At 66.7% G+C, this 17281-nt stretch carries 20 protein-coding genes and 1 tRNA gene; 9 read left to right on the forward strand and 12 right to left on the reverse strand.

What is annotated here, in order from left to right:
- Positions 1-114 precede the first annotated feature (114 nt).
- The gene (locus tag JI745_RS08780) at positions 115-525 is read left to right on the forward strand and encodes a hypothetical protein (protein ID WP_201805487.1); all 411 of its coding nucleotides are present in this window, start codon (positions 115-117) and stop codon (positions 523-525) included.
- 29 nt (positions 526-554) lie between these two features.
- The gene (locus JI745_RS08785) at positions 555-1211 is read left to right on the forward strand and encodes a Smr/MutS family protein (protein WP_201805488.1); all 657 of its coding nucleotides are present in this window, start codon (positions 555-557) and stop codon (positions 1209-1211) included.
- A gap of 69 nt (positions 1212-1280) precedes the next feature.
- On the opposite strand, the gene JI745_RS08790 is transcribed toward JI745_RS08785, so the two are convergent.
- The 3 genes from JI745_RS08790 to JI745_RS08800 are packed head-to-tail and all read right to left on the reverse strand — an operon-like array spanning position 1281 to position 3234.
- On the reverse strand, positions 1281-1667 hold the full coding sequence (locus JI745_RS08790) for a group II truncated hemoglobin (RefSeq protein ID WP_201805489.1): 387 nt from the start codon (positions 1665-1667) through the stop codon (positions 1281-1283).
- Positions 1668-1686: 19 nt separating this feature from the next.
- Positions 1687-2499, reverse strand: coding sequence for a MinD/ParA family protein (locus JI745_RS08795; RefSeq protein ID WP_201805490.1), 813 nt, complete (start codon positions 2497-2499; stop codon positions 1687-1689).
- A gap of 12 nt (positions 2500-2511) precedes the next feature.
- The gene (locus tag JI745_RS08800; protein ID WP_310738547.1) at positions 2512-3234 is read right to left on the reverse strand and encodes a GGDEF domain-containing protein; all 723 of its coding nucleotides are present in this window, start codon (positions 3232-3234) and stop codon (positions 2512-2514) included.
- Positions 3235-3425: 191 nt separating this feature from the next.
- Here JI745_RS08800 and JI745_RS08805 point away from each other — a divergent pair, with 191 nt between their 5' ends.
- Genes JI745_RS08805 through JI745_RS08815 form a run of 3 tightly spaced genes read left to right on the forward strand, consistent with a single transcriptional unit; the run spans position 3426 to position 6110 of the window.
- On the forward strand, positions 3426-4304 hold the full coding sequence (locus JI745_RS08805) for a CheR family methyltransferase (RefSeq protein ID WP_201805491.1): 879 nt from the start codon (positions 3426-3428) through the stop codon (positions 4302-4304).
- Positions 4305-4350: 46 nt separating this feature from the next.
- Positions 4351-4995, forward strand: a complete 645-nt coding sequence (gene cheD / locus JI745_RS08810) for a chemoreceptor glutamine deamidase CheD (RefSeq protein WP_201805492.1) — start codon at positions 4351-4353, stop codon at positions 4993-4995.
- 23 nt (positions 4996-5018) lie between these two features.
- Positions 5019-6110, forward strand: coding sequence for a chemotaxis response regulator protein-glutamate methylesterase (locus JI745_RS08815; RefSeq protein WP_201805493.1), 1092 nt, complete (start codon positions 5019-5021; stop codon positions 6108-6110).
- Between the two features lie 6 nt (positions 6111-6116).
- Here JI745_RS08815 and hemW read toward each other — a convergent pair whose 3' ends face one another.
- Genes hemW through JI745_RS08840 form a run of 5 tightly spaced genes read right to left on the reverse strand, consistent with a single transcriptional unit; the run spans position 6117 to position 10610 of the window.
- Positions 6117-7292, reverse strand: a complete 1176-nt coding sequence (hemW, locus tag JI745_RS08820) for a radical SAM family heme chaperone HemW (protein ID WP_236675220.1) — start codon at positions 7290-7292, stop codon at positions 6117-6119.
- A gap of 55 nt (positions 7293-7347) precedes the next feature.
- Positions 7348-7953 carry an RdgB/HAM1 family non-canonical purine NTP pyrophosphatase gene (rdgB, locus tag JI745_RS08825; protein WP_201805496.1) on the reverse strand — a complete coding sequence of 202 codons (606 nt, stop codon included), beginning with the start codon at positions 7951-7953 and terminating at the stop codon, positions 7348-7350.
- A 3-nt stretch (positions 7954-7956) separates the two neighbouring features.
- Entirely contained in the window at positions 7957-8682 is a 726-nt protein-coding gene (rph, locus tag JI745_RS08830) for a ribonuclease PH (RefSeq protein ID WP_201805497.1), read from the reverse strand.
- 38 nt (positions 8683-8720) lie between these two features.
- Positions 8721-9635 carry a PP2C family serine/threonine-protein phosphatase gene (locus tag JI745_RS08835; protein WP_201805498.1) on the reverse strand — a complete coding sequence of 305 codons (915 nt, stop codon included), beginning with the start codon at positions 9633-9635 and terminating at the stop codon, positions 8721-8723.
- Positions 9636-9641: 6 nt separating this feature from the next.
- Positions 9642-10610 (reverse strand): serine/threonine-protein kinase, encoded by a 969-nt coding sequence (locus JI745_RS08840; RefSeq protein WP_047498909.1) that lies wholly within the window; start codon positions 10608-10610, stop codon positions 9642-9644.
- A 28-nt stretch (positions 10611-10638) separates the two neighbouring features.
- Between JI745_RS08840 and JI745_RS08845 the strand changes: the two genes are divergently transcribed.
- From JI745_RS08845 to JI745_RS08860, 4 genes are all read left to right on the forward strand, one after another.
- The gene (locus JI745_RS08845; RefSeq protein WP_201812441.1) at positions 10639-11583 is read left to right on the forward strand and encodes a YicC/YloC family endoribonuclease; all 945 of its coding nucleotides are present in this window, start codon (positions 10639-10641) and stop codon (positions 11581-11583) included.
- Positions 11584-11594: 11 nt separating this feature from the next.
- On the forward strand, positions 11595-12215 hold the full coding sequence (gmk, locus tag JI745_RS08850) for a guanylate kinase (RefSeq protein ID WP_201812442.1): 621 nt from the start codon (positions 11595-11597) through the stop codon (positions 12213-12215).
- A 28-nt stretch (positions 12216-12243) separates the two neighbouring features.
- Positions 12244-12447, forward strand: coding sequence for a DNA-directed RNA polymerase subunit omega (gene rpoZ, locus JI745_RS08855; protein WP_201805499.1), 204 nt, complete (start codon positions 12244-12246; stop codon positions 12445-12447).
- Between the two features lie 96 nt (positions 12448-12543).
- On the forward strand, positions 12544-14823 hold the full coding sequence (locus JI745_RS08860) for a bifunctional (p)ppGpp synthetase/guanosine-3',5'-bis(diphosphate) 3'-pyrophosphohydrolase (protein ID WP_201805500.1): 2280 nt from the start codon (positions 12544-12546) through the stop codon (positions 14821-14823).
- On the opposite strand, the gene greB is transcribed toward JI745_RS08860, so the two are convergent.
- The 4 genes from greB to JI745_RS08880 form a co-directional block, all read right to left on the reverse strand.
- Complete coding sequence (gene greB, locus JI745_RS08865) at positions 14824-15393, reverse strand: transcription elongation factor GreB (RefSeq protein WP_201805501.1); 570 nt, start codon at positions 15391-15393, stop codon at positions 14824-14826.
- A 185-nt stretch (positions 15394-15578) separates the two neighbouring features.
- Positions 15579-15770 (reverse strand): hypothetical protein, encoded by a 192-nt coding sequence (locus JI745_RS08870; RefSeq protein WP_201805503.1) that lies wholly within the window; start codon positions 15768-15770, stop codon positions 15579-15581.
- 150 nt (positions 15771-15920) lie between these two features.
- Positions 15921-15997 (reverse strand) — tRNA-Arg (locus tag JI745_RS08875).
- Between the two features lie 35 nt (positions 15998-16032).
- The gene (locus JI745_RS08880; protein ID WP_201805505.1) at positions 16033-17277 is read right to left on the reverse strand and encodes a heme biosynthesis HemY N-terminal domain-containing protein; all 1245 of its coding nucleotides are present in this window, start codon (positions 17275-17277) and stop codon (positions 16033-16035) included.
- Between the last annotated feature and the right edge of the window lie 4 nt (positions 17278-17281).

Genomic DNA, 17281 nt, shown 5'->3' on the forward strand with positions numbered 1-17281 from the left:
GCGTCCCCCGTTCATGGGACGGCCTGCAGCGAGTCCGTGTAACCGTGACATGCGTCCTTTCCCCTGGCTAACGCGACTTCTACAGTGAAGACACGTTGTTCGACGGAGTGGGACATGAACACGAATACCGTTCTCTGGGCCTCGGGCGTGGTGCTCGTGCTGATCACCTTCGCCCAGTGGGTCTTGCTTCGCTCGCGTTACCTCGACGGCCTCACCAAGCAGCGCGCCCGACATGCGCAGCAGATGCAGACAGCCGGCCAGCACATCGAGCAGGCCAAGCGCCAAATCGCGCAGTTGCAACTCGACCTCGGCACTGCACGCTCGCAGCTGGCCCGCCATGTCGCCCGCCATAGCCTGGTCGCCGCGCCGACCAGCCCTGCAGCGAATGCAGCGCAGGCACGCCAGGACGCCGGTGTGGCCGCCAAGCGTGGCGAGCCCTTCGATGGCTTCGCCGACACCCTGCCGTCGCTGCAGTACCCGCACGACGCAGGCGCTTTGCTCGCCACATACCCGGGCCGCCGATAGCCCCGCCCGCGGGCGCTAAAGTGGCCCGCATGAGCACCCGCCGCACCTCTCTCGCCCCGCGCGGCCTGCACTCGCTGTCGGAGCTCAAGACAGCCCTCGACGAGGCCCGCCGCGAGGCCGAGCGACAACAAGCCCTCGAACGCGAGATCGCCGCCCGCGAAAAGCGCGAGCGCGAGCTTTTCGCCATCACCGTCGGCCCCGTGCAGCCGCTGCGCCCCACCGGCCGGGCCCGCCAGGCGCGCGCCCTGCCCTCGCCCGAGCCCCGCCAGCGGCAACGTGACGAGCGCGAAGCGCTGCGCGAATCGCTGTCGGATGAGTTCAACGTCGACACGCTGCTCGAAACGGACGAGACGCTCTCCTTCCGCCGCCCCGAGATCGGCCTCGACGTGGTGCGCAAGCTGCGCCGCGGCGGCTGGGCCATCCAGGGGCAGATCGACCTGCACGGCCTGCGGCGCGACCCGGCGCGGGTGAAGCTCAATGCCTTCATCCGCGACGCGGCCGAGCAGGGCCTGCGCTGCGTGCGCGTGGTGCACGGCAAGGGCCTGGGCTCGCCGGGCCGCGAGCCGGTGCTGAAGGCACGCGTGCGCAGCTGGCTGGTGCAGAAGAACGAGGTGCTGGCCTTCGTGCAGGCGCGGCCGGCCGAGGGTGGGAGCGGGGCGCTGGTGGTGCTGCTGAAGGCGGCCTGACGACGCTCACGCGCCGGGCCGCCCCAAGCCGGCGACGCCCCTTGGGGGCAGGAGCGCAGCGACTGGGGGCTAGATATTTCGCATCCAGTCGGCGGTCTTGAAGAAGGCTTCCTTGAGGCGAGCAATCAGCGCGTCGTCGAAACCCTGTTCGTGCATCGCCTGCACCATGCACGCCATCCACTGGTCGCGCACCTTGATGCCGATGGCGAACGGCAGGTGCCGTGCGCGCAGCATCGGGTGGCCGAAGCGGTCGGTGTAGTGCGACGGGCCGCCCAGCCAGCCGCAGAGGAACCAGAACAGCTTGTCGCGCGAGCCTTCGGTCGTGGTCGGGTGCAGGGCGCGCAGCTCGGCGTAGGCCGGCTCCAGGTCCATCAGGTCGTAGAAGCGGTCGACGAGCGCTCGCACGGCGGCTTCGCCGCCCACCCGCTCGTAGGCGGTCTGGGTGTGTTCGGTCACGGGAATCGGGGACAGGAGATCAGGAATCGCAGAGTTTGCCTGCGATGGCGGCGATGCCCTTGGCGGCGTCGCACCCCGGCAGGATCTCGAGCAGCAGCTGGCGCTTCTGCACCGCCTCGCGCACCGACTTGTCGGTGGGAATCTCCCCCAGCAGGTCGAGCTTCACCGGGCCCTTGCCTTCAGGCAGGCTGGGCGACACGAAGCGGTCGACCACCTGCTGCAGCTGGCCGCGGATCACACGGCCTTCCCCCGCCTTGCCCACCTGGTTGACGATGAGCGAGATGTGGGTGCGCTGCTGCTGCGTGGCGAGCACCTTCACCGTGGCGTAGGCATCGGTGAGCGAGGTCGGCTCGGGGGTGGCGACCACGAGCACGTCGGTCGCGAGCGACACCGCAAAGAGCACCACGTCGGAGATGCCGGCGCCGGTGTCGAGCAGCACCCGGTCGTAGCGCGGCGTCACGGTCTCGATGATCTTGAGCAGCTGGTCACGCACCTCGGTCGTGAGCCGCGAATATTCGACCAGGCCCGAGCCGGCCAGCAGCACGGAGAAGCCGCCCGGCGCGGGCAGGATCGCGTCTTCCAGCTTGGCCTTGCCGGTGAACACGTCGTGCAGCGTGATCTTCGGGAACAGGTTGAGCACCACGTCGAGGTTGGCCAGGCCCAGGTCGGCGTCGAGCACCAGCACCCGCTCGCCGCGGCGGGCCAGCGCAGCGGCCAGGTTGGCCGACACGAAGGTCTTGCCCACGCCGCCCTTGCCGCTCGTCACGGCCAGGATGCGTGCCCCACGCCCGGAGGCCGGGGCAGCGGTGGGTTGCGATGCGGGGGTGTTCATGGGGTGGTGTTGTTATTCGATGTCCTGGAACTGAGACACACCGAACAGCAGCCCCTTTTCTTCGGCCGTGACCAGCGAGACTGGAGGCATTTCGAGGCAGGCCCGGTTGCGACCCTCGGTCTTGGCGCGGTAGAGCTGCTGGTCGGCACGCTCGATCCACAGCGGTGCCGAGGAGCGCACCCACTGCGGCGCAAAGGCACCGCCCAGGCTGATGGTGATGTTGATCGACTCGGTCAGCCCGATGGCCACCGGCTTGCGCTCCACCTTGCCGCGGATGCGCTCGGCCACCGTCTGGCCGAAGGCCGGCGGGCAGTTGGGCAGGATGATCGCGAACTCTTCGCCGCCCAGGCGCGCCACCGTGTCCATCGGGCGCACACATTCGTTGAGCGACTGGGCGACCGACTGGATGACCAGGTCGCCGGCGGCGTGGCCGTGGGTGTCGTTCACCGCCTTGAAGCGGTCGATGTCGGCAATCAGCACCAGTGCCGGCTCGCCGGCTCGCGCCACGCGGTCGATCTCGCGGGCGAGTGCCAGCTCGAACTGCCGGCGATTCGCCAGGCCCGTCAGCGGGTCGCGGCTCGACAGGTTGCACAGCGCATCGATCACCGCCTGAAGCCAGGCGGCCTGGCCCACTTCATCCCGCTCGGGCAGCACATGCCCCGATTGAGACAGCAACTGCAACGCCGCTCCCAGCTTCAGCTGGGAGTGCTCCGGGGTTGCAGGGGTGGAAGCCACGTTGTACTAAGGGTTGTCGGGCAGTCTACTGCGCCCTCACGGGCGGCCAAGGGGGAGATACGGGGTGAAGCCGTGCCAACTTGGACCTTTCCAGGCGCTCAAGCCGCCCAGACTTCAGGCCGATAAGACCCGCAGAACCGGGCTCGCCGACCCTCCGGCGCATGCACACGACCAGGACAAGCTTCACCGATATGAGCGCCGCCGCCTCCCCTGCCGAACTCGCCGCCCTGCGCAACGCCGTTCCCGTCGGCTTGGCCGACCGCGCCGACCAGGAGTTCACCTTCAGCAGCGCCGACTTCGACCGCGTGCGGCAGCTGATCTACCAGCACGCCGGCATCAGCCTTCATGCCGGCAAGCAGGCCATGGTCTACAGCCGCCTGTCGCGCCGCCTGCGCGAGACGAGCCAGCGCTCCTTCAGCCAGTACCTGCAGTCGCTCGAAGGCCTGGCGCCCTCTCACCCCGAGTGGCAGGAGTTCGTGAACTGCCTCACGACCAACCTCACCTCCTTCTTCCGCGAGGAGCATCACTTCCAGATGCTCGCGACCGAACTCAAGGCCCGTGCCGGCCAGAGCGTGCGCATCTGGTGCAACGCGGCCTCCACCGGTGAAGAGCCCTACTCGCTCGCGATGACCTGCCTGGAGAACATGCCGGCCGGCTCGGTGAAGATCCTGGCCAGCGACATCGACACCAAGGTGCTCGCCACCGCCGGCCGCGGTGTCTACAACGCCGATGCGCGCGGCCTCTCGCCCGAGCGCCTGCGCGCCCACTTCCTGCGCGGCAAGGGCGCCAACAGCGGCTCGATCCGCGTGAAGCCGGAGCTGGCCCGCCTGATCGAGTTCCGCACGCACAACCTGATGGAAGCGCGCTGGCAGCTCGGCGAGCCCTTCGACATCGTCTTCTGCCGCAACGTGATGATCTATTTCGATGCGCCCACGCAGCGCAAGGTGCTCGAGCGCATCCACGGCGTGATGAAACCCAAGAGCCTGCTGTTCGTGGGCCATTCCGAGAACTTCACCGAATCGAAGGACCTCTTCCGCCTGCGCGGCAAGACCGTCTACGAGCGCGTGTGACGCCCTCACTCAAGCCCACTCAGACGCACACCGATATCGGGACATCATGGCCTTGATCTCTTCCACCCACCCCGCGCCGGGCTCACGCCTGGAGCGGCTGAAGTCGCAGCCCCGCAAGCCCGGCGAGGCTTCGTTCTTCTTCTACGACGCGCACTTCAAGAACGACGCGGTCAAGATCCTGCCCGGCGAGTACTTCGTGCACAACGAAGACATGCTGATCATGACCACGCTCGGCTCGTGCATCGCCGCGTGCATCTACGACCGCAACGCCAAGGTCGGTGGCATGAACCACTTCATGCTGCCCGACGGTGCCGGCGACTCGGGCCGCTACGGCTCGTATGCGATGGAACTGCTCATCAACGAGATGATGAAGCGCGGCGCCAACCGCATGACCATGGAAGCCAAGATCTTCGGTGGTGGCCAGGTGGTGAGCGGCATGACGACGATGAACGTCGGCGAGCGCAACACCAACTTCGTGATGGACTACCTGAAGACCGAGCGCATCCCCATCGTCTCGAAGGACGTGCTCGACGTCTACCCGCGCAAGGTCTGCTTCCTGCCGGGCAGCGGCAAGGCGATGGTCAAGCGCCTGGCACCCACCAACACCGACGCGCTGATCGCGCAGGACCGCGCCGCGGCGCAGAAGGCCGTGCCGGCCTCCACCGGCGGCGGCTCGGTCGATCTGTTCTGACGGGGACAAGGGAGAACAACAACATGCCGAAGACGCGTGTGATCGTGGTGGACGACTCGGCTCTGGTGCGCAGCCTGCTTGCCGAGATCATCAACCGCCAGTCCGACATGGAATGCATCGGTGCGGCCGCCGACCCTCTGGTCGCCCGCGAGATGATCCGCAACCTCAACCCCGACGTCATCACGCTCGACGTCGAGATGCCGCGCATGGACGGCATCGACTTCCTCTCCAAGCTGATGCGCCTGCGGCCGATGCCGGTGGTGATGGTCTCCACGCTGACCGAGCGCGGCGCCGACGTCACGCTGAAGGCCCTGGAGCTCGGCGCGATCGACTTCGTCGCCAAGCCCAAGATCGGTGTGGCCGACGGCCTGCGGCTGCTCGCCGAAGACATCACCGACAAGGTGCGCATCGCCAGCAAGGCCCACATCCGCAAGGCGCCGGTGCCGGCGCCGGCCGTGCCCGGCGCGCCCGCCCCGGCCCGCCCCGCGGTGAACACGAGCCCGCTCGGCCGCCTGTCGACCGAGAAGATCATCTTCATCGGGGCCTCCACCGGCGGCACCGAAGCCACCAAGGAAGTCCTGATCAACCTGCCGCCCGACTGTCCCGCCGTCGTGATCACGCAGCACATGCCGCCCGGCTTCACCAGGAGCTACGCGGCGCGCCTCGACGGCCTGTGCAAGATCCGCGTCGCCGAAGCGCGCGATGGCGAGCGCATCCTGCCCGGCCATGCCTACATCGCGCCCGGCGGCTTCCACCTGAGCGTGGAGCGCAGCGGCGCCAACTACATCGCCCGGGTGCAGGACGGCGACCCGGTCAACCGCCACAAGCCCTCGGTCGAGGTGCTGTTCCGCTCGGCCGCGCGCGTGGTCGGCCCCAACGCGCTGGGCATCATGCTCACCGGCATGGGCGGCGACGGCGCACGCGCCATGAAGGAAATGCGTGACGCGGGCAGCTACAACTACGTGCAGGACGAAGCCTCGTGCGTGGTGTTCGGCATGCCGCGCGAAGCGATCAATGCCGGTGCAGCGCACGAAGTGCTGCCGCTGAACCAGATCGCCGGCAAGCTCATCGAGCGCCTGCGCAGCACCGCCGGCATGTCGACCAACCGCGTCTGACGGGGGTCAGTCGGCGAGAAAGAGGGCCTGCAGGTCCGAGAGGAAATCGAAGCCTCGGGCCGTGGGCCACACACGGGTGAAGTCGCGCTCGATGAAGCCGCGCTGCTGGGCGTCGTCCAACTGCTTCGCGATGCTGGACAGCGGCAGGCCGGTGCGTTCGGTGAAGCGCGTGAGCTCGAAGCCATCGCGCAGGCGCAGCGCGTTGAGCATGAACTCGAAGGCTAGTGCGTCGCGCTTCACCTCTTCGTCGTTCGACACGGCGAGGCCCTGTGCCGCTTTTTCCATGTAGGTCTGCGGCTCGCGCCAACGCACCTGGCGCACCACGCGGTGGGGGAAGCTCAGCTTGCTGTGGGCGCCGGCGCCGATGCCCAGGTAGTCGCCGAACTGCCAGTAGTTGAGGTTGTGCTGGCAGTGGTGGCCACGCTGCGCGAAGGCCGAGACTTCGTAACGCGAGAGCCCGGCGGCGCCAGTCTGCTCGGCGATGAGGTCGAGCATGTCGAAGGCGGTGTCGTCGTCAGGCAAGGATGACGCACCCGAGGGCGGGTGCTTGGCGAACCAGGTGTTGGCCTCGATCGTCAGGTGGTAGATCGACAGGTGCGGTGGACCGAATGCCAGCGCCTGCGACAGGTCGTCGCGCAGCTCGGCCAGCGTCTGGCCGGGCAGCGCGTACATCAGGTCGAGGTTGAAGGTGTCGAAGGTGTCCTTGGCTTCTTCCACCGCGGCCTTCGCCTGGGCTGCATCGTGCACACGCCCGATGGCCTGGAGCTTCTCGTCGTTGAAGCTTTGCACGCCGATCGACAGGCGGGTGACACCGGCTTGTCGATAACCGCGGAAGCGGTCGCGTTCGAAGGTGCCCGGGTTGGCTTCGAGCGTGATTTCGCAGCCCGGCTCCAGCGGCAGGCGGGCGCGCACGTCGGCGATCAGCTCGCCGATGGCGTCAGGTGAAAACAGGCTCGGCGTGCCACCGCCGATGAAGACGCTGTGGATGCGGCGGCCCCAGATGAAGGGCAGCGCGGCTTCGAGATCGGTGCGCAGCGCGGCGAGATACGCCGCTTCCTGCAAACCGCCTTTCTGCTCATGCGAGTTGAAGTCGCAATACGGGCACTTCTTGAGGCACCACGGCAGGTGCACGTAGAGCGACAAGGGCGGGAGCGCGCCGAGGTTCATCACGCCGGGGCGCATGTAGCGCGCGACCAAGTCGTCGGTGCGGCCCGCGCCGGCCGGCGCGATCGGGATGTCAGCCAAGGTGCCAGACCTCGCGCATCAGTGCGAGCATTTGCTGCGACGCGATCGCGCGGTGGCTGTGCGCGTTCTTGGTCACCGCATCGAGCTCGGCGACGCTCTTGCCCAACGCGGGGATGAACATCAACGGGTCGTAGCCGAAGCCGCTTTCGCCGCGCAGCTCGTGCAGCACTTCGCCATCCCAGCGGCCAAAGGCGATCAGCGGCTCGGGGTCGTCGGCCGAACGCACCGCGACGAGCGCGCTGACGAAGCGAGCCCGGCGGTCGTCGTGCGACGCCATCTGCTCCAGCAAGACGCGGTTGTTCTCGTCGTCATGCTTGGGTCGACCGAAGAGCGTGGCGTACCGCGCCGACAGCACACCGGGCGATCCGCCCAGCGCGTCGACACACAAACCCGAGTCGTCCGCAATCGCAGCCGACCTGGCGTGGGCCGCCGCGTGGCGTGCCTTCTCCAGCGCGTTCTCGACGAAGGTGACGTGCGGCTCCTCCGCTTCGGGAATGCCGAGGCTGCCTTGCGTCACGAGTTCGAGGCCGAGCGGCGCAAACAGCGTTTGCAGCTCAACCAGCTTCTTGGCGTTGTTCGACGCCAGCACCAGGCGCATGGCTCAGCTTTCGAGCGCGGCGCGCTGCGCAGCCACGAGTTCGCGGATGCCCTTGTCGGCGAGGGCCAGCAGCTTGTCCATGTCGGAACGCGTGAAGGCCGCGCCTTCGGCCGTGCCCTGCACTTCGACGAAGCTGCCGGCAGCGGTCATCACCACGTTCATGTCGGTGTCGCAGGCCGAGTCTTCGATGTATTCCAGATCGAGCAGCGGCGTGCCTTCGACGATGCCCACCGAGATGGCTGCCACCGCTTCGCGGATCGGCGACTCGACCAGCAGGCCCTGCTTCTGAAGCCACTTCACCGCATCGGCCGCCGCCACGTAGGCGCCGGTGATCGCCGCGGTGCGCGTACCGCCATCGGCCTGCAGCACGTCGCAGTCGAGGTGGATGGTGCGCTCGCCGAGCTTCTTCAGGTCGAACACACAGCGCAGCGAACGGCCGATGAGGCGCTGGATCTCCTGCGTGCGACCGCTCTGCTTGCCACGCGCTGCTTCGCGGTCACCGCGGGTGTGCGTCGCGCGTGGCAGCATGCCGTACTCGGCGGTCACCCAGCCTTCGCCACTGCCGCGCTTGTGCGGCGGGACCTTCTCTTCGACCGAGGCGGTGCAGAGCACTTTGGTGTCGCCGAAGGCGATCAGCACGGAGCCCTCGGCGTGCTTGGTGTAGCCGCGGGTGATGGTGACGGGGCGCAGAGAGTCTGCGGCCCGGTTCTGAGTGCGTTGGAATGTCATGGCCCGTATTGTCGGCGATGGCCGACTTGGGCTCGCCTTCAGGACTTCTTCTGCGACGAACGCCGAATGGCTTCGTTGATTTCGCGGATCGAGCGCTCGATCTCCGCTTCGTCGAGCTCGTCGGGCGGCTCCTGGCCCAGCACGCTGGCCTGGATGGTCGAGGCAAACACCTCTTCGCCCAGGGTCTGCGTCGAGATGCCGGAGTTGCTGTCGCCGTCTTCGGCCGATTCCCACTCGACCGCCAGCACCGAGACGTTGTCGCTCTTCGGGCCGCCGTTGCGCAGGGCCTGCTCGACGAGCTCGGGCACGGCGTCGGAGATGGTGTTGCGCGCGAGCTGGTCGGTGATCTCGGCGTCGCTCACGGTGCCCCAGAGGCCGTCGGAGCACAGCAGCAGGCGGTCACCGGCCTGCAGCATGAGCGGGCCGACGGTGTCGACCACCGGCTTGCCGGGGCTGCCCAGGCAGGTGAAGAGCACGTTGCGGTTGAAGCGCTCGCCCATGGGCACGACGTGGCTCATGGTCTCCTGCAGCTCGGAATACGAGTGATCCCGGGTGCGCGCCACGAGCTTCTCGCCGCGCACAAGATAGAGCCGCGAATCGCCGCAGTGCGCCCAGTAAGCCATGTTGCCCTGCAGGACGCAGGCGACGACGGTGGTGCGCGGGGTGTCGATCAGCGCCTTCTGGGTGGCGTAGCGCAGCAGCTGGTGGTGGCCGGCAATGATGGCTTCGTGCAGAAAGCGCATCGGCTCCTTCAGCGTCGGCTTCGCGTCCCGCTGGAACATCGCGGCCAGGGTCTGCAGTGCGAGCTGAGAAGCGACTTCGCCTTCCGGGTGCCCGCCCATGCCGTCTGCCAGCGCGAAGAGCCCGGAATCGCGCGTGTAGCAGTAGCCCATGCGGTCTTCGTTCTTCTCGCGGCCGCCTTTGCGGCTGACCTGGTAGACGCTGAATCGCATCGGGGTTTAGGCCTTCGCGCCGGTGGTGAGGTTTTCGAGTTGCAGCTTCAGGCGTTCGCTGAAGCTGAGCTTGGTATAGCGGCGCTCGGTCTCGCGCGCCAGTTCCTTCTGCAACGAGAACACGCTCTGGGGGCGAGAGAGCGGATCGAGCGACATGCACCACTCGGTGACTTCGATCAGGTTGTCGGAGTAGACGTTGCGCAGGCGCGAGAGGCTGAGCGCCAGGCGGTCCTTCTCGATGCGCTGGGGCGCGTCGTTGGGTGGGTAGCCCTGCATGCAGGCGTAGATGCAGGCGCCGACCGCGTAGATGTCGGTCCAAGGGCCGAGCGTGCCATCGCGGCGGTACATCTCGGGGGCCGCAAAACCCGGCGTGTACATCGGACGGATGAAGTTGCCTTCCTTGCTCAGCACCTCGCGCGCAGCGCCGAAGTCGAGCAGCACGGCCTTGTTTTCATTGGTGATGAAGATGTTGGCCGGCTTGATGTCCAGGTGCAGCATCTTGTGCTGGTGCACGATGCGCAGGCCACGCAGGATCTCGTCGAAGAGGCTGCGGATGGTGGACTCGCGGAAGACCTTGTCGCGCTTCAGGTCGCGGGCGGTGACGATGAAGTCCTGCAGGGTGTCACCCTGCAGGTAGTTCATCACCATGTAGACGGTGTCGTTCTCGCGGAAGAAGTTGAGCACCGAGACGACGCTCGGGTGCGAGATCTGCGCGAGGTTGCGGCCTTCTTCGAAGAAGCTCTTCAGGCCCAGGCGGTAGAGGGGCTGCTTCTCGGGTTTGACCCGCGGCATCAGTTCGCCGGGCGCACGCTCCGCAAGAGAAGACGGCAGGTATTCCTTGACGGCCACGAGGTGACGATCGGAATCCTCTGCAAGGTACACGACGCCGAAGCCGCCGGCTGCCAGTTTCTTGATGATCTGGTACCCGCCGACCACGGTGCCCGAGGGCAATGGCGCAGGTTTCGGCTTTGACATAATCTCTTTTTGCAATGCGATAAGTCGAATGCCAGTCTACAGCATGACCGGGTACGCAAGCGCCACCGCCGGGGCGCAATCTGCGACAGAAGCCACAGGGGCCACCGAGGCTTCCAGCGCCCGATCCGGGCCCTCTTCGGCAGCAAGCGTGACGGTCGAGATCCGCTCCGTCAATGGTCGATTTCTCGACCTGGGCTTTCGACTTCCAGATGAGTTCCGCTCGTTGGAACCGGCCCTGCGCGACCTGATCACCGGCGCCTTCCGCCGCGGGAAGATCGAGCTTCGTCTGAACACGAAGACCGAGGCCGACACGGCTTGGCCGTCGCCCCAGCCGGAACAGCTCAACCGCCTCTCGCGGCTGGAAAGCACCATCCAGGGCTGGCTGCCAAAGGCGCAAAACCTGTCGGTGCACGAGGTCATGCAATGGTGCAAGGGTGGCACGGCGACCGAGAAGCTCGACGATGTGGCCCTCGAAGCCGCCCGCCAGTGCATCGCCGGCCTGCGCGATGCCCGCAAGCGCGAAGGCGACAAGCTGGTCGCCGTGCTGATGGAGCGCGTGACCAGCCTGCGCGAGCTGGCGGCCAAGGCGGAGCCGCTGATCCCTGCCGTCGTGCAGCGCCTGCAGCAGCGTTTCGTCGAGCGTTGGCAGGAAGCGCTGGCCGCCACCGGCGGCGGCCAGGGCGTCTCGCAGGAAGCCCTGCAGGAGCGCGCCCTCAACGAGGCTGCCGCCTACGCCATCCGCATCGACGTGGCCGAAGAGCTGGCCCGACTGCGTGCGCACCTGGACGAGATTGCCCGCTTGCTCAAGGCCGGGGGCGAGGTCGGCAAGCGCCTGGACTTCTTGATACAGGAGTTGCTGCGCGAAGCCAACACGCTCGGATCCAAATCTTCCACGCTGGAACTCACGAATATCTCGGTTGAAATGAAAGTCCTGATCGAACAGCTGCGCGAGCAGGTCCAGAATCTCGAGTGATGGCTCAAGCGATGGAATACCCCGGCAACCTCTTCGTGGTGGCGGCGCCCAGCGGCGCCGGCAAGTCGAGCCTGGTCAAGGCGCTCCTGGAACTGGATTCGCACCTCGTCGTGTCCATCTCCCACACGACCCGCCCACCCCGCGGGCAGGAACAGGAAGGCCGTGAGTACTACTTCATCGACGAAGCGACGTTCGTCGAAAAGATCAAACGCGGTGAATTCCTCGAGCACGCCCTGGTGCACGGGAACCGCTATGGCACCTCGCGGGCGGAGGTGGAAAAGCGCATCGCCGGCGGCGAAGACGTGATCCTGGAGATCGACTACCAAGGCGCCCTGCAGATCAAGCAGATCTTCCCGAACGCGGTGCTGATCTTCATCCTGCCGCCCAGTTGGGACGAGCTGGCCCAGCGCCTGACGCGGCGCGGCGAGGACCAACCCGACTCCATTGCCGAGCGTCTGGCGAATGCCCGCAATGAGGTGGCGCAGGCCAAACACTTCGACTTCGTTATAATCAACGCTCTTTTTGAGACGGCGCTTTTCGAATTGAAAGCCATCGTCCACTCGCAGCGCCTCAAATACGCTGCCCTGCGTCGAAGCAAACCATCTGTCTTCGCCGCCCTGAACCTCGATTGACCCCTCAGCTAGACCCACGGAGTACCGCATGGCCCGCATCACCGTCGAAGACTGCCTGACCAAGATCCCCAACCGCTTCCAGCTGGTGCTCGCCGCAACCTACCGCGCCCGCATGCTGAGCCAGGGCCATGCCCCCAAGATCGAGACCAAGAACAAGCCCGGCGTGACCGCCCTGCGCGAAATCGCCGCCGGCGAAGTGGGTGTCGAGATGCTGCGCAAGGTGCCGGTCTGAGGCACATTCGGCAGGATTGAAGACAACGGCCCTTCGGGGCCGTTTCCATTTGTGGCGTCGGCGGCGATACCCGACGATCCGCGATAAATTCGGGGCATGGCCAGCCCCATCACCTGGATACGCGACGCCGCCACCGGCGTGTCGCGCCGCGCGCGCGAAGCACCGCCGCCGACGGTGAGCGATGCAGCCGCCGCCTCGTTTGCCACGCTGGTCAAGAAACTCGACTACCTCGACGCCGCCGACATCAAGCGTGTGCGCGAAGCCTACCGGTTCGCCGACGAGGCCCACCTGGGCCAGTTCCGCGCGAGCGGCGAGCCCTACATCACCCACCCCATCGCGGTCGCCGGCCTCTGCGCCGACTGGAAGCTCGACGCACAGGCCATCATGGCGGCGCTGATGCACGACGCGATGGAGGACTGCGGCGTCACCAAGGTCGAACTGATCGAGCGATTCGGCGGTGCCACCGCCGACCTGGTCGACGGCCTCACGAAACTGGACAAGATCCAGTTCTCGACCAAGGAAGAGTCGCAGGCCGAATCCTTCCGCAAGATGCTGCTGGCGATGGCGCGCGACGTGCGTGTCATCCTCATCAAGCTCGCCGACCGGCTGCACAACATGCGCACGATGGAGGCGATGGCGGCCAACAAGCGTGTGCGCATTGCGCGCGAGACGCTCGACATATTCGCCCCCATCGCCCACCGCCTGGGCCTGAACCAGACCTACCGCGAGCTGCAGGAGCTGTCGTTTCAGTACCTGAAGCCGTGGCGGCACGCGGCGCTCTCGAAGGCGATCAATCGCGCCCGGGGCTACCGCCGCGACATCGTCGAGCGCATCCAGAAGGAAGTCGAAAAGGCCTTCACCGACACCAAGCAGAAGGTGCAGGTGCACGGCCGCGAGAAGACGCTCTATTCCATCTACGCGAAGATGCGCGACAAGCACCTGACCTTCGCGCAGGTGAACGACATCTTCGGCTTCCGCATCGTCGTCAACACGCTGCCAGAGTGCTATCTCGCCTTGGGCGTGCTGCACCAGCTCTACAAGCCGCTGCCGGGCCGCTTCAAGGACTACATCGCCATCCCCAAGGCCAACGGCTACCAGTCGCTGCACACCACGCTGGTGAGCCCGCTTGGCACGGCGGTCGAGTTCCAGATCCGGACTGAGCCCATGCACGCTGTGGCCGAAAAAGGCATCGCCGCGCACTGGATGTACAAGATCGGCAGCGCCGGCCAGGCGCAGGACGCGCAGCGCCTGGGCGCGCTGTGGCTGCAGTCGCTGGTCGACATCCAGGACGAGACCCGCGACGCGAGCGAGTTCCTCGAGCACGTGAAGATCGATCTCTTCCCGGATGCGGTCTACGTGTTCACGCCCAAGTCCAAGATCATGGCGCTGCCCCGCGGCGCGACGCCCGTCGACTTCGCCTACGCCATCCACTCCGACGTGGGCGACCATTGCGTCGCCGCCAAGGTCAACGGCGACCCGGTGGCCTTGCGCACCGAGCTGCGCAGCGGCGACGTGGTCGAGATCGTCACCGCCCCTGGCGCCCGGCCCAACCCGGGCTGGCTCAACTTCGTGCGCACCGGCCGCGCGCGCTCGAAGATCCGCCACTACCTGAAAAACATGGAGCAGGAAGAGTCGCAGCAGCTTGGCGAGAAGCTGCTGGCGCAGGCCCTGCGCGCCGAGGGCATGACGCTGCCCGAGATCGATCCGAACGACGCCAACGCCACAGCCTTGTGGCAGGCCCTGACGCGCTGGAGCGGCAACCGCACCCGGGCGGACCTGCTCACCGACATCGGCCTGGGGCGCAAGATCGCGATCATCGTGGCCAAGCGCCTGTCGCAGCTGATGCTGGAACGCGGCGCCAAGCCCGACGCGCTCACGCTCACGATGGGCCGCTACGCGGTGCAGGACGACGCCACGCCCAGCCAAGGCCTGGTGGTGATCGACGGCTCCGAAGGCGCGTCGGTGCAGATGGCCACCTGTTGCCGCCCCATCCCCGGCGACGACATCGTGGGCTACCTGGGCCGCGGCGAGGGCCTGCTCGTGCACACCGCCGAATGCAGTGTCGGCAAGCGCCTTTTCGAGCGCGACAGCGAACGCTGGATCACCGTCGATTGGGCCGAAGAGCCGGTTCGTTCCTTCGAAACCAGCATCACCATCCTGCTGAAGAACGGCAAGGGCGTGCTGGCCCAGGTGGCGCAGGCGGTGAGTTCGGTCGAAGCCGACATCTCGCACATCGACATGGATGACGAGGCCGCCGCCGAGACCACCGAGTTGCGTCTGCTCATCAGCGTGCGCGACCGGCAGCACCTGGCCGACGTGATGCGCACGCTGCGCCGGGCACCCGCCGTGCTGAAGGTGCTGCGTCTGAAGCCCTGATCAGCCCTTCAGCTCAGGCTTCGGGTACGCGACCTCCACCACTTCCAGCTTCTCCAGTCCACCCGGTGTGACGAGCGACACCTCGTCGCCCACCCTTGCCTTCAGCAAGGCCCGTGCGATAGGCGCGACCCAGCTCACCTCTCCCTTGAGGTTGTCGGCCTCGTCGATGCCCTTGATGGTGATCGTGCGTTCGTCGCCGGCTTCGTTGGCATAGGTCACCGTGGCGCCGAAGAAGATCTGGTCGTTGCCGAAATGTGCTGACGGGTCGGCCACCTCGGCAACGTCGAGCCGCTTGGTGAGGAAGCGGATGCGCCGGTCGATCTCGCGCAGCCGCTTCTTGCCGTAGAGGTAGTCTCCGTTCTCGGAACGGTCGCCGTTTTTCGCCGCCCACGACACCACCTCCACGACCTTTGGCCGCTCCACGTCGAGCAGCGTCATCAGCTCCTCCCGCAGGCGCCTGTACCCCTCGGGCGTGACGTAGTTCTTCGTGCCGGCCGGCAGCGGCGGCAGGCCGGGGCTGTCGTCATCGTCGTCGTCGCCTTCCGGCTCCTTGGTGAAGGCCTTGTTCATGTGCTGCAGCTGGCGGGTCTTTCCGGACTCATGAGACAGGATTCTGCCGCTCCACCAAGCCCCCGCGGCGCGGTCGTCGAGATCGCCAACAACGGGTACGAAGCGATCGACGCCTTGACGGATCCCCCTCTTTCGACGCGGTGCTGATGGACGTCCAGACCCCCGTCAGCCTTCTACAAAGAGGATCAGTCTCTCTTGCGGGTCAACCGGAAGACGATGACCACGATGCCGGCATACACGGGCAACAGCAGGTAAAAGAGCCGGTTCGGCACGAACACGAACTCGCCCGTGCTGCGCGTTTCAAGAAGCGCTTCCACTCCGACCAGGAAGAAGATCCAAGGCAGCGCAATGGCGAGGAAGCGAATGAAGGAGTGCATGGCGCGACACGGGATGTAGAACCGGTGTGCGAATGTTCGCAGAGACCGCCCAAAGTGGAAACCACGGAAACAAGTGTCTCGCGGGGGACGCACAAAGAAAAACGCCCTAGAGGTCAGACCTCTAAGGCGTTGTTCTAGAACGGTGTGTTCTGGCGCGGCTGGCAGGATTCGAACCCACGACCCCTTGGTTCGTAGCCAAGTACTCTATCCAACTGAGCTACAGCCGCGAAGCCTTGAACTATAACACCAACTCGGGGCCCGTCTACAAACCCGCAGCTTCGCGGTAGCAGGAGGCTGCACGTTCCACATCGGACTGCTGCTCCGCGAGCTTGGCCAGCAATAGCCACGCACGGCGGCGGGACGCCGTTTGAAGCGCAGGTGCAGTGGCCGCCTGCTCGAGCAGAAGCCGAGCCTTGCCCCACAGACCACGCTCGGCGAGAGCGCAGCCCACGGCATAGGCGACGGCCGCCTCTCGCGGGTGGGCTTGGGCCGAGGCCTCCAGGCGCGCCAGCCAATCCGGTGTGAGTCCGTCCATGCAGGCCACCAGACCATCGGCGAGCGCCACACGCTCGTCTTCGGTGAAATCGGCCAGGCGGTCCCAGAAGGGCCGCAGCCACGCGCGACCCTCGGTCTGTGCGCCAAATGCCGCCAGGCGTTCAGCGGCCCGCCCTGCCACCAGCGGGTCACGGCGGTCGGCCACGTCGAGCGCGAACCATGTGCGGCGCACCTGGTCGGCGTCACGGGCGCCATCAAGCGACTCGAATGCGAGGGAACGCAGCAGGCCCTGTGCGGCCGCCTTGGAAAACGCCTGGTGCTTGGCCAGCAAGCGCGCCGTCTTCAAAGCTTCATGGGGCTGCTGCGCGAGGCGGCACGCTTGCAGCTTGAGGCGCAGGGCATGCGTGCGGCGGGCCACGCCTGGGGGTAGCACCGCCAGCAAGCTCAGCGCACGTGCGGCATCGCGATCATCGAGCGCCCATTCGGCGGCCAGCAGGCGCGCGCCCTCTTCCGCGGAGCGCGCAGCGCTGCTGCGGCTGCTCAGCTCGAGCGCACGCTCGAGCTCTTCGTCGCGGCGTGCGCGGTCCTGCAGCTTGTGGGCACTTCCCGCGGCGAGCAAATGGCCGAGCACGGTGAACTCGTTGTCTTGGGCCAGGTCGGCGGTTTCGGCCTGGATCAGCAGCGCCCGCTGCGCCGCCTTTTGCGCGCGGCTGTAGCGCCCGCCGAAGAACTGGGCCAGTGCGTCGCGCAGTGCCGCCTGGGCCGTGCGGTCTCGCCGCGCCACGCGCCACTCATGAGCCCTCCGCGGCAGCCCGACGAGCGCGTTCACCGCCTGGAAGATAGTCACGAGCGCAAGGCAGGCAGCCAGCAGCACGAGCAGGAAGAGATTCATCGACACGTCCATGCGCCAGCCGCCCCAGTAGAGCGACACCAGCCCATCGTTGGCGCCGAAGGTCGTCGCGGCCACCACGGCCACCACGAAGAGCAGGACGAACCAGACGACTGCGCGCATGGAA

The sequence above is a fragment of the Piscinibacter sp. HJYY11 genome (assembly GCF_016735515.1).
Classification (GTDB): Bacteria; Pseudomonadota; Gammaproteobacteria; order Burkholderiales; family Burkholderiaceae_C; genus Rhizobacter.

Coding starts and splice junctions, on each gene's coding strand:
- JI745_RS08780 (WP_201805487.1), top strand. CDS start 115: ATGAACACGAATACCGTTCTCTGGGCCTCGGGCGTGGTGCTCGTGCTG.
- JI745_RS08785 (WP_201805488.1), top strand. CDS start 555: ATGAGCACCCGCCGCACCTCTCTCGCCCCGCGCGGCCTGCACTCGCTG.
- JI745_RS08795 (WP_201805490.1), bottom strand. CDS start 2,499: ATGAACACCCCCGCATCGCAACCCACCGCTGCCCCGGCCTCCGGGCGT.
- JI745_RS08805 (WP_201805491.1), top strand. CDS start 3,426: ATGAGCGCCGCCGCCTCCCCTGCCGAACTCGCCGCCCTGCGCAACGCC.
- cheD (WP_201805492.1), top strand. CDS start 4,351: ATGGCCTTGATCTCTTCCACCCACCCCGCGCCGGGCTCACGCCTGGAG.
- JI745_RS08815 (WP_201805493.1), top strand. CDS start 5,019: ATGCCGAAGACGCGTGTGATCGTGGTGGACGACTCGGCTCTGGTGCGC.
- hemW (WP_236675220.1), bottom strand. CDS start 7,292: ATGCGCCCCGGCGTGATGAACCTCGGCGCGCTCCCGCCCTTGTCGCTC.
- rdgB (WP_201805496.1), bottom strand. CDS start 7,953: ATGCGCCTGGTGCTGGCGTCGAACAACGCCAAGAAGCTGGTTGAGCTG.
- rph (WP_201805497.1), bottom strand. CDS start 8,682: ATGACATTCCAACGCACTCAGAACCGGGCCGCAGACTCTCTGCGCCCC.
- JI745_RS08835 (WP_201805498.1), bottom strand. CDS start 9,635: ATGCGATTCAGCGTCTACCAGGTCAGCCGCAAAGGCGGCCGCGAGAAG.
- JI745_RS08840 (WP_047498909.1), bottom strand. CDS start 10,610: ATGTCAAAGCCGAAACCTGCGCCATTGCCCTCGGGCACCGTGGTCGGC.
- JI745_RS08845 (WP_201812441.1), top strand. CDS start 10,639: ATGCCAGTCTACAGCATGACCGGGTACGCAAGCGCCACCGCCGGGGCG.
- gmk (WP_201812442.1), top strand. CDS start 11,595: ATGGAATACCCCGGCAACCTCTTCGTGGTGGCGGCGCCCAGCGGCGCC.
- rpoZ (WP_201805499.1), top strand. CDS start 12,244: ATGGCCCGCATCACCGTCGAAGACTGCCTGACCAAGATCCCCAACCGC.
- JI745_RS08860 (WP_201805500.1), top strand. CDS start 12,544: ATGGCCAGCCCCATCACCTGGATACGCGACGCCGCCACCGGCGTGTCG.
- greB (WP_201805501.1), bottom strand. CDS start 15,393: ATGAACAAGGCCTTCACCAAGGAGCCGGAAGGCGACGACGACGATGAC.
- JI745_RS08870 (WP_201805503.1), bottom strand. CDS start 15,770: ATGCACTCCTTCATTCGCTTCCTCGCCATTGCGCTGCCTTGGATCTTC.
- JI745_RS08880 (WP_201805505.1), bottom strand. CDS start 17,277: ATGCGCGCAGTCGTCTGGTTCGTCCTGCTCTTCGTGGTGGCCGTGGTG.